The organism is Variovorax boronicumulans (assembly GCF_029892485.1).
Lineage (GTDB): Bacteria > Pseudomonadota > Gammaproteobacteria > Burkholderiales > Burkholderiaceae_C > Variovorax > Variovorax boronicumulans_B.
The window spans coordinates 191,291-202,388 of record NZ_JARXVG010000013.1; the positions used below are offsets into that span (position 1 = coordinate 191,291).

Below are 11,098 nucleotides of genomic sequence, written 5' to 3' on the forward strand. Positions count from 1 at the left end.
GGCGGACGGCCTGACCGGTGACCGCCGTGCACGCACGGCCACGAGATACACCCGTCGTTTCCCGCCGTCAGCGGTCTTCACCCACCGCAGAGCGCGCTGCGATCCAGGCACATGGTGTTCACGCGCCGCGCGTGGATCTCGCAGGGGCAACGCGCCCGAAGCGGCGCGACGGCCGTGAACCTGTGAAGGTTGGACCGATCCGGCCGTCGAGGCCACTGTTCGAAATCAGAGTCGACAACAGCCTCGAAGCTCGCCCCGCGTGTGCGCACGGCTGGACCGAGGCAAAGCGAAGAGGCAGCCAGAGGGATAGAGAGAGAAGAACGGGAAGGACGGCGACAGGAAGAAACAGAAAGAAGGCCGCCGGCCAAGCCGGCGGCCGTGACCTCAGGCCTGGATGCGTCCCGCCATGCGCGCCTCCTTCGCGAAGGCGCTCAGGCGCTTGCCCGTCCGGAAGTGCGAATCCTGTGCAATCGGCAGGCCCAGCATGCCGCGCACCTCGGCCAGTTCGGCGAGGCTCACGCATCCCAGCTCGGGAAACCCGAGTCCGGGATCGCAGAGCCCGAAGGCGATGCCGTGATCTTCGGGATCGATCTCGCTCAGCAGCCAGGTCGCGCCGGCGTCGGGCGTGAACAGCTTGACCACGGGAACCGGATCGAAATCCGCCTGCCTCCGGGACTGCGCGCCGTTGGCCAGCAGCAGTTCGAACTGCGCATCGGTGATGAAGGGAAAGCTCATAGCAGCCATGTCGTTCTCCTTGAACGGTTGCGGGCGGGATTGCCCGGGACCGTCCCCGGCACGCCGCAGCGCAGCAGTCAGGGTTCGAAGACGGCCGCAGGCCGCCAGCGCGCCAAAGAGGCGCGCGCAGACCTTGACGGTGAGAACGGTGTGCCACGCTCCAGGTCGCAGCAAGTCAGCCCAACCACAGGCCTTCCCCGCTTTCCCGCGCCCTTTCCTCTCCGCCGTCGAGTGGACGCCGGCACACTTCGATGGATTGCGGGCTGAGATCGCCCACGTGGAGGCAGCAGGCATATTCGCGACGAAGGTTTCCGCTGAGCGCAAGACCGAGGCTGCACCCGCGAAGGCTGTGAGGAAGAAAGCGATTTGAGCGCGAAGGGCATCGGCGATTCCTTGTTCGCCCTCGTGCCGGTGCGCAGATCACCAGCCGCAATTGAGTACAACGCGCTCACCATGCAGGCACGCAGCGCCGACAAGGGCTTCTTGGATGAACTGCAGAGGGCCTACGAACCCATCAAGCAAAATCCCGATGCGGGCTCGAGGCGTCTTGAGTCAGAGTTGGGCGTGCCCGGCCTGCGTTCATGGAACCTGCCAAGGTACCCTTACCTGCTCATGAGGGTTCATCTGCAGAACGGCGGAGTCGCAGATCCGCGGAGTTCAACACGTCCATGTCGCTGATCGAGCTTGGCGCGAACTCGGCAACCGCCTGTCGGGCGGTGTCGCACGGCATCAGTTTTCTACCAAGCAGGAGGGTTGCTGATGGCCTTGATGGCGCTCTCGGCTTTGCCCACTGGCTGCGTTGCCCAGCCAAGAAGCCCCTCAATCGCGAGGGCGACGAGGAGGCCGGCGTACAACCACAGCGCGATGTTGCTCAGTCGGTGAAAGTTTCTTCGAAAGCGCTTGGTGCGACGGATCACGGTGCATCTCCCGGGAAAGCATGCGAACAATCAGCGGCAGCGCACAGATGCAACGTGCCATGTCAGCCAGTTCGATCATCTGGCATCGGGTGAACCAAGTCACCTGGCAAGAAGGCGGGCACGGCGCGCATTGGTGCGGCGGTGAGTCTGGACGTGAGCCGCACGACCAGATGAAGGTCTTCCACCACTTGAAGGTCACCACAACCGGTGGATCGCAGCTTCACAGCCAGCAGACCTTGCAGCTTGGCGCGGTGCCATTCGGCAGCGTCGGCGATTTCTGCGCGCGTCATGGCCGCGATTCCGATGCCATGTTCCAGTTCGGCGGCGCGCAAGCAGGCTGCGACGCGTTCGACGCTCTTGAGCGTGCTCTCGATCACCTCCAAGCAACGCTCGGCCAACCTGTCCGGCTCATCCGCAGAGTTGCCGTACACGAAGGCCTCGTAGGGACGCACGACAGGTTTTTTATCGGACGGCACAAGCTGCGGCCACTGTTGACGCAGTCGAAGATTCGACGGCTCGATCACCGCCTGGCAGTTCAGTGCGGGACCAGATCCAGGCATTGCCGACGGCGCCACACGGCGCTGCGCACGGTTTGGCTGTCGTCGAACACGACCTTGTACTGGCATACGAGGTAGTTGGCCGATTGCGGCATCTGGAACTTGAACTGGTAGTCCCACTCAGTGCCGAGCGCGCCGCGCTGTTGCCTCAGCGCCTGCCCGAGCACGGCGAGCACCTGGGCCTGATTGACCCCGGGCTTGATCTCGCCAAAGCGCTCGGGCCGCGACACGATGCCGTCGCGCAGAAAGGGCTCCTTGAAGTCAGGCCGGCGCGCCTCGACGTCGCGATAGTCCAGCTTGTCGGGGTTGCTCACGGGGTCCACGGGGTTGTCGCGGGCCGCCACATGGGTGGCGGCGCCGAGCAACGCGGCGGCGAGCACGAAGGCGGCAACGGTGGGTGATGCGTTCGGGGTCTTTTTCATGGCTAGCGTCCTCTTGGGTCAGATGGGTTTCTTGGGAGAGATGAGCACGCGCGCGTCAGCGCTCGCGCATGGCTTCGCGCGCCTTGTTCAGCGGCTTGGTCAGGTAGTCCCACACGGTCTTGCGACCGGTGCGGATGTCGGCGGTGGTCACCATGCCGGGCACGATGGGCATGCGGCGGCCGGCCTTGTCGGTGAGTGCGTCGGAGTCGGTGCGCACGAGCACGGGGTAGTACACGATCTCGGGCTTGACCTCGTCGCGCTGGGTGTCCGGTGCGATGGTCACCACGCGCCCCTTGAGGCCGCCGTACACGGCGTAGTCATAGGCGGTGATCTTGATCTGCGCCTCCTGATCGGGCCGCATGAAGGCGATGTCGCGAGGCGAGATACGCGCCTCGATCAGCAGCTGGTCGTCCAGCGGCACCAGGGTCAGGAGCGAGCCGTTGGGCGGCACGACACCGCCGATGGTGGTGACCTGCAAGCTCTTGACGATGCCGCGCACGGGCGAGTTCAAGGTGAGCCGCTCGAGCGAGTCCGCACGCCCGCGCACCACCGAAGACAAGGACTTCACCTCGGCATCGGCCTTGGCGAGTTCTTCGCGGCTGCGCACCATGTAGTTCGATCGCGCCTCGGAGATCTTCAGCTCCAGGTCGGCGGCCTGGCGTTGCAGGCGGATGAGCTCGACGTTGCTGGCTGCGCCACTCACCTGCAGCGAGCGGGTGATGTCGAGCTCCTTGCGCACGAGCGCAAGCGCCTGGCCCAGGCCTGAAACGGTGTCGCGCATGCTGCCCTGCCGCGAGCGGAAGAGCGCGCTTTCGGAGTCGACCAGTTGCGCGTGCGCCTTCAGCTCGGCGGGGAACTGAAGGGTGCTGCGCCCTTCCACCTCGGCGCGCAGGCGCACACTGCTGGCCAGTGCGGCGCGGTAGCGGGCGGCGGTTTCTTCCACGCTCGATTCGCCGCGGGTCGGGTCGAGCTGCGCGAGCACCTGGCCCTTCTCGACGATCTGGCCTTCGTGCACGCGCAGCTCGGCAAGGATGCCGCCTTCGAGCGACTGGATGCGCTGCTCGCGCGAGCTGGGAATCACCTTGCCCATGCCGCTGGACACTTCGTCGATCTCGAAGCACCAGGCCCACACGAAGAACGCGAGCAGAAAGAGCGCGATGAACCACACGACGCGCGCGGAGCCACTGGCGCGCGCCTCGTCGAAGTCGTCGGCGCCGCCGGGGCCCCACACGGTGGCGGTGGATACCTGCGCGGGCACCGGTGCCTTGGTCGATGTCACGGCGTTCATGCCTGTGCCTCCTTGCCACGGCCCGCGGGGGCCGCTGTCCCGCGCGCTGCCGCCGCGCCCTGGCGCAGCCGCGCCATCACCTGGTCGCGCGGCCCGTCGAGCACGACGGCGCCGCCGTCCACCACGAGGACACGGTCCACCGCATCGAGCACCGCCGGGCGGTGCGTGGCCAGCACCAGTGTGCGGCCTGCGGACAGCGCGCGCAGTTGTGCGATCACTTCGCGCTCGGCCACTTCGTCGAGCGAGGCGGTGGGCTCGTCGAGCAGCAGCACGCTGGGGCGGCGGAGCATGAGCCGCGCGAGCAGCAGGCTCTGGCGCTGTCCGCCCGAAAGGCCGCGCCCGCCTTCCAGCAGCGGATGGTCCAGCCCCGTGGGCAGACGGTGCACGAACGCCCAGGCGCCGGTGGCCTGCAGCGCGCCGATCAGTTCGGCATCGGTGGCATGGGGCGTGCCCATCAGCAGGTTCTCGCGCAGGGTGCCGTGGAACAGGCGCGCGTCTTGCGCGAGCAACCCGACGTCGCGGCGCACGTCGGCCGGGTCGATGTGGGCCATCGACACGCCGTCGAGCACCACACTGCCCGCGCGCGGTTCGATGAGACCCGACAGCGCCTGCAGCAGCGTCGACTTGCCCGCACCGTTGCACCCGAGCACGGCAATGCGCTCGCCAGGGCCGATGTGCAGCGCCTTCACGTGCAGCGCGGTGGTCTGGCCGTCGTGGCTGAAGACGGCGTCACGCAGCGTGTAGTCGCCCTGCACGGCGGGCCGGTGCACGCGCGTCTCCTGGGGCGGATGATCGACCGGGAGCTTCATGAGCTGGTCGAGCGATTCGCCGGCCACCTTGGCCTGCTGCCAGCGGTTGAGCACCTGCGTCACGCCGGCCAGCGGCGCGAGCATCCGGGTCGACAGGATCGATGCGGCCACGAGCACGCCGGTGCTCATGTGGCCGTCCATCACCAGCGGCGCACCGAAGAACACGACAAAGGCAAAGGCGCCGCCCTGCACGGTCTGCGTCCAGTTGCTCAGGGTGTTGAGCAGCGCGCGCAGTTGCAGGCCCGAGTCGGCGTTGACGGCGTTGTAGTGGTTCCACTGGTTCTGGAAGCGCGGCTCGGCCTGCAGCACCTTGATGTCGTCGATGCCCTGCACGGCCTCCACCAGCATGGCGTTGCGCAGCGACGATTCGCGCATGCCCGCCTGGGCCAGCGCGCGCAGGCGCGGCTGCGCCAGCAGACTGGGCACGAGCAGCAGCACGCACGCGGCCAGCGGCACGAGCACGAGCCAGTCGGCAATGAACCAGAAGAGCACGCAGAACACGAAGAAGAACGGCAGGTCGGCCACGGCCGCCACGGTGGTCGACGTGAGCATTTCGCGCACGGGCTCCAGCTCGCGCAGCTGCGAGATGAAGGTGCCGGTGGCGCGCGGGCGCGCCGAGCCGCGCACGCGCAGCGCGTGGCCGAACACGCGGTCTGAAATGCGCAGGTCGGCCCGCTTGCCCACCACGTCGGTGATGCGCATGCGCGCGCCGCGCATGACCCAGCTGAACGCAATGGACAGCAGCACGCCGCCGAACAGCACATGCAGCGTGGGCAGCGACTGCGCGGGCACCACGCGGTCGTACACCTGCATCGAAAACAGCGTGCCGGCCAGCGCCATCAGGTTGTAGGCGAGTGACGCGACGAGGATGTGGGCGTAGGGCCGCCAGTCGGCCAGCACGATCTGGCGCAACCAGTGCGGCTCGACGGGGCGGATGTAGGCGTCCACGCGCGAGTCGGGTGCGGACTGCGCGGGCCGCAGCACGGCCATGCCTTCGAGCGCGGGCTGCAGCTCGTCGACCGTGCAGACGGTTTCTGCGCCCTGATCGCCGCCGAGCAGCAGCCGCAGGCCTTGCGCCGAAATGGCGGTGACCACGGCCACCTGCCCGTCGCGCAGCTGCAGCACCACAGGCAGGCGCCAGGGGCTCAGGGTGTCCAGGCGTGGCGCCACCTGGCGCACGGTGAGCCCGGCCTGACGGGCCATCTGGCGCACGCGCTCGCGGATGTCTTCGCGGTCGCTCCACGCGGCGGTACCACGGATGCGCTCGCGCGAGGTGTCCAGATGGTAGTGGGCGGCCACGGCCAGCAGGGCCTCGACCCAGCCGGCGAGCAGCTCGGGGCCCCGCGCGGCAGAAAGCTCGGGCATCGTGGTGGCGGTCATGGCTGGCCTCCGGCCACGAGGTCGCGCGCATCGACCAGCCCGAAGGCCTCGCGCAGGCGGCCCGCCTGATACAGGCACTCGACTGCGAGCCGCTGCACTTCGTGCGTGCTCTCGGCCTGTTCGAAGCGCGCGCCGTGGAACTCCTGCTCGGCGTTGAGCAGATCGAGCAGCGAGCGCGTGCCCAACTGCAGGTATTGCTCGCGGTACAGATCGCGCGTGCGCTGCGTGCTGTGCACGCGCGCAGCGAGCACGGGCAGGCGCAGCGCGTGGCCTTGCGATTGCACGCGCGCGTCTTCGAGCCGCTGCCGCACGCTCAGCTGTGCATAGCCCAGCGCGGCCTCTGCCGCTTCGACGGCGTGCACCGCGGCGCGCTGGCGGGCCTGGCTGCGCCCGCCTTCGTACAGAGGCGCGGAGAAGTTGACGGTGAGCGTGCTTTCGTTGGCGGACTGGCCGGCGAGGCGCGCGCCCGATTCGAGTCCCCGGTTGACGCCGGCGTTGAGCGACAGCGTGGGCAGCAACTGGGCATCGGCACCGCGCAGCGCGGCCTTTGCCATGTCGTGCTCGGCCTGCGCCATCTGCACGGTCGGTGCCGGCAGAGCCGTCTGCGGCTGCGCGGCGCAGGCGCTCGCGAGCGGCGCAGGCGTTTCGCCGGCAATGTCGACCGGCATGCGGCCCTGGGTCAGGTGCATGAGGCTGAGGCGCCAGCGCTCGGCCTGCGACGCGGTGTTGAGTTGCTGGGCACGCGCGGCCTCCAGGCGCGATTGCGCCTGCGCCACGTCGGACTGGCTGGTCGCGCCCTTGGCCTGGCGCTCGCCCACCAGGCCGGCCAGCGACTGCACGCCCTTCACCTGGGCCTGCGCGATCTCGCCGAGCGCCTGCTGGCGATGCACTTCGATCCATGCCTGCGCGGTCTCGCGCACCACGTCGTCGACCGCCACGAGCAGCTTGGCGCGCGCGGCCGCGGCCGAGGCCTCGGCCTCATTCACGGCGCTCGACACCTTGCCGAAGTCGTACAGCATCTGGGTCACCGACAGCGAGGCCTGGTGCATCTGGCGGCGACCGTCGGTCTGCAGCTGCCGGTTGCCCGTGCGCGCACTGAGGCCGGCGCTGACCTGCGGGTAGTAGCCCGAGCGCGCGGCGGCAATGCCCTCGCCCGCCTGCAGCGCCTGCCCGACGGCGTTGCGCACGGTCGGGTGCGAGGTCGCGGCCAGGCGCACCGCTTCGGTCATGCCCAGCGGGGTGGCGGCGCTCGCTTGCGCAAGCGCCCCCGTTGCGGCGAGCAGGAGGAAAAGGCCCGCGGCGGCGGACGGAAGAAGACGGGAAGCAGACATGCGTAAGTACGTGCGGACAGCGTGTGGACCCCAAGGCGTCGACGCCGCACAAGCGGCGCCGGCGCCCCGGTCGGTCAGTGGTGAAGCGCGAGGCCCATGTGAAGCTCGTCGTCGAGCGAAGGGGCCACGGGCGGCGCGTAGGCCGTGAGCGAGTCGGCCGACGACGCCAGGGCCAGCACGGTGGGCGACGCCTGCGGGCTCGCAAAGGCCGGCGGGAACGCGGCCTGCAGCAGCGCATGCAGCGACTCGGCCGCGTTGTAGGCCTGCAGCATGTCGGACAGCTGCGTGCCTCCCCACGGGCTGTCGCCGAATGGCAAATGCGGCGCATCGTGCTGCTGCTCGAGCGACACCGTCACATCGTCGACACCGGCCAGACCCAGCGAATCGGCCGAGGTGTACAGTGCTGCCGCCCCCGCCGCACCAGCTGCGGGCGTGTAGTTGACGTGCAGCGTCTGCGTGGCCGCGTTGCTCGCATCGCCGTCGCGGTCGACCACCTGGTAGCTGAGGGTCTCGTCGTAGTTTTGCGACGAAGCGGTCCTCGGTGCCACCTGATAGCTGAACTCGCCCGAGTCGAAGTCCACCACCAGCTTGCCGCCCTGCGCGGTGGCAATGGTGACCTGGTGCGTCGCCGCGTCGTAGCTGTAGTCGCTGCTGGTCGCGGGGCCGGTCTTCGTCATCAGGCCCGTGCTGCTGTCGAAGGCGTAGGTGGTGCCATTGATGCTCAACTCGGACACATGGCCGCCGTCGGCGCCGAAGCCCGACGAGCCGCCGAGGCCTCCCGTCAGCAGGTTGCTCACCGTGGGCGGCACGCTGATCGTTCCCTGCAGCACATTGTTCAGCTGGCTCGTGTCGGTGATGATCTGGCCGTTGGTGTTCGTGCCGGTGTTGCCGTTGTAAGCGATGGGGTCGATGTAGCCCTGCGCTGCGGGCAAGAGGTCGGACCCCAGGCCCAGTGCGAACGAATTGATGTGGTTGTTGGTGAGGAAGGTCTTCCAGATCGCTTCTTCCGCCGCCTGGATGCCGAAGTCGGCCGAGCTGTTGCTGCTGTTGTTCGTCAGCTGGCCCGTGTTGCCGTCCCCCCGCGTCGGCTCGCCGTCTGTGAGGAAGTAGGACACGTTCTGTGCCCCGTCCAGCTTGCCGGTGGCCGAGAAGCCGTTCATCGCCGCAGCCAGGGCCGCGTCGTAGTTGGTGTTGCCGGAAGCCTGCAGGTTCTGCACCAGCGCCTTGGCCTCTGCCGCCGTCATCCAGGCCTGCTGCGCCTGCCCGGTCGTGCTGAAGGTGACGAGCTGCACCCGCACCTCGCCGTACATGTCGTAGCCGTCGATCAGGTTCTGGACCGCCGTCTTCGCACGGGAGAGCCGTGTCGGCGTCTCCTCGCCCATGCTCCCTGAGAGGTCCAGGACCACCATCAGGTTGGTGTTGATCGGCGCGACATCGACGGCCTGTTCGCCGCTCACGAGCACTGGCGCGTCGTCCTTGACGGGCACATCGAAGCCCACCGGCGCGGCAGCCGCCTGGCCGTCGGTCACATGCGCCTCGAAGTGCAGGTTCGACACGCCCTCGCCGTTGCCCGGCAGGTGGTCGATCGGCCCCTTCAGCGTGACGGTGTAGCCCGCCTCGAATAGGCCCGTGCCCGCGGCAGTGACATTGCCCACCGCCACGGTCATCACCTCGGTGGTGACGCCGCCGACGGTGACGCTGCCCGTGAGGGTGTGCGTGCCTGCGTCCCAGGTCCACGACACCGGCTGGCCGCCGGAGGTCACGCCGGTCGGGCCGCTGAGCGACACCGAAAGGTCGCCGGCCGCGCTGTCGGGGTCCGCGATGGAGATCTTGCCGGTCGATTGCAGCGGCGGCTCTCCCGCAGCGGGAATGCCGCCGGGCAGGCTGCCTTCGGAGACGGCATCTGGAGGGGTCACCGTGACCGATGGCACGTCGTTCACCGGGTTGACGGCCACGTTCACCGTGCTGATGGTCGTGCCGCCGTGGCCGTCGCTCACCGTGACGGTGAAGCTGTCGGTGCCGTTGAAGTTCGGGCCGGGAACATAGGTGTAGGTGCCGTCGGCGTTGACCGTCACCGTGCCGTGGGCTGGATCGCTGCCCTTGACGTAGGTGAGCGTGTCGCCGTCGACGTCGGTGCCGACCACCTGTCCGCTGACAGGCGTGTCTTCGTCGGTCGTCTCTGTGTAGTTGGGCGCCGTCGGCGCGTCGTTGAGGTTCTGCTCGTTGAGCGTGACGGGGATGTTCGTCGTGACCGTGCCGTCGCTCGCGCCGACCACCAGCGAGTGGGCGTTGGCCCCCGCTTCGAAGTCGTTGACGAACGCCGCAGCGCCTGCCGCCGTGAGGCTGATCTCGCCCGTGACCGGGTCGATGGCGAAGTAGCCGTCGTCGTTGCCCGAGAGGATGCTGTAGCTGATGGACGCGCTGTCGACGTCGGTGGCGCGGACCGTGCCGAGCACGGTGCCTGCGGTGCGGTTTTCGTCGTAGCCGAAGACGTAGCCGGTGGCTGTGTCGACCGGCGTGCCGCCGCCGCCGCCTTCGACGAACACGGGGGCGTCGTTGACGGGATCGATGGTCACGGTCACGGTGCTCGTCGTCGTGCCGCCATGGCCGTCGCTGACCGTCACGGTGAAGCTGTCGGTGCCGTTGAAGTTCGCGCCGGGGGTGTACGTGTAGGTGCCGTCGGCGTTGACCGTCACCGTGCCGTGGGCTGGATCGCTGCCCTTGACGTAGGTGAGCGCGTCGCCATCGGCGTCGGTGCCGACCACTTGGCCGCTGACAGGCGTGTCTTCGTCGGTCGTCTCTGTGTAGTTGGGCACCGTCGGTACGTCGTTCACCGGATCGATCGTGACCGTCACAGTGCTCGTCGTCGTGCCGCCGTGGCCGTCGCTCACCGTCACGGTGAAGCTGTCGGTGCCATTGAAGTTGGGAGCCGGAACATAGGTGTAGGTGCCGTCGGCATTCACCGTCACCGCGCCGTGCGACGGATTGCTGCCCTTGACGTAGGTGAGCGTGTCGCCGTCGACGTCGCTGCCGACCACGCTGCCGCTGACGGGCGTGTTTTCGTCCGTGGTCTTGTTGTAGTTGGGCGCCGTCGGCGCTTCGTTGAGGTTCTGCTCGTTGAGCGTGACGGGGATGTTCGTCGTGATCGTGCCGTCGCTCGCGCCGACCACCAGCGAGTGGGCGTTGGGCCCTGCTTCGAAGTCGTTGACGAACGCCGCAGCACCTGCCGCCGTGAGGCTGATCTCGCCCGTGACCGGGTCGATGGCGAAGTAGCCGTCGTCGTTGCCCGAGAGGATGCTGTAGCTGATGGTTGCGCTGTCGACGTCGGTGGCGCGGACCGTGCCGAGCACGGTGCCTGCGGTGCGGTTTTCGTCGTAGCCGAAGACGTAGCCGGTGGCTGTGTCGACCGGCGTGCCGCCGCCGCTTCCTTCGACGAACACGGGGGCGTCGTTGACGGGATCGATGGTCACGGTCACGGTGCTCGTCGTCGTGCCGCCATGGCCGTCGCTGACCGTCACGGTGAACGTGTCGGTGCCGTTGAAGCTGGGGGCCGGAACATAGGTGTAGGTGCCGTCGGCGTTGACCGTCACCGTGCCGTGGGCTGGATCGCTGCCCTTGACGTAGGTGAGCGCGTCGCCATCGGCGTCGGTGCCGACCAC

At 68.3% G+C, this 11,098-nt stretch carries 8 protein-coding genes; all 8 read right to left on the reverse strand.

What is annotated here, in order from left to right:
• Positions 1-384: 384 nt before the first annotated feature.
• On the reverse strand, positions 385-735 hold the full coding sequence (locus M2282_RS26095) for a DUF2958 domain-containing protein (RefSeq protein WP_280811693.1): 351 nt from the start codon (positions 733-735) through the stop codon (positions 385-387).
• Positions 736-1,472: 737 nt separating this feature from the next.
• A complete protein-coding gene (locus tag M2282_RS26100; protein ID WP_280811682.1) occupies positions 1,473-1,652 on the reverse strand; it encodes a hypothetical protein in 180 nt (59 codons plus the stop codon).
• A gap of 62 nt (positions 1,653-1,714) precedes the next feature.
• Entirely contained in the window at positions 1,715-2,176 is a 462-nt protein-coding gene (locus M2282_RS26105) for a hypothetical protein (protein WP_280811683.1), read from the reverse strand.
• Between the two features lie 11 nt (positions 2,177-2,187).
• On the reverse strand, positions 2,188-2,631 hold the full coding sequence (gene bamE, locus M2282_RS26110; RefSeq protein ID WP_280811684.1) for an outer membrane protein assembly factor BamE domain-containing protein: 444 nt from the start codon (positions 2,629-2,631) through the stop codon (positions 2,188-2,190).
• Positions 2,632-2,686: 55 nt separating this feature from the next.
• The gene (locus tag M2282_RS26115) at positions 2,687-3,919 is read right to left on the reverse strand and encodes an HlyD family efflux transporter periplasmic adaptor subunit (RefSeq protein ID WP_280811685.1); all 1,233 of its coding nucleotides are present in this window, start codon (positions 3,917-3,919) and stop codon (positions 2,687-2,689) included.
• A complete protein-coding gene (locus M2282_RS26120; RefSeq protein ID WP_280811686.1) occupies positions 3,916-6,108 on the reverse strand; it encodes a type I secretion system permease/ATPase in 2,193 nt (730 codons plus the stop codon). The genes M2282_RS26115 and M2282_RS26120 overlap by 4 nt, the downstream gene beginning before the upstream one ends.
• Positions 6,105-7,439, reverse strand: a complete 1,335-nt coding sequence (locus tag M2282_RS26125; protein ID WP_280811687.1) for a TolC family outer membrane protein — start codon at positions 7,437-7,439, stop codon at positions 6,105-6,107. The genes M2282_RS26120 and M2282_RS26125 overlap by 4 nt, the downstream gene beginning before the upstream one ends.
• A 74-nt stretch (positions 7,440-7,513) precedes the next feature.
• On the reverse strand, positions 7,514-11,098 hold a 3,585-nt coding region (locus M2282_RS26130), incomplete at its 5' end, for a tandem-95 repeat protein (protein WP_280811688.1).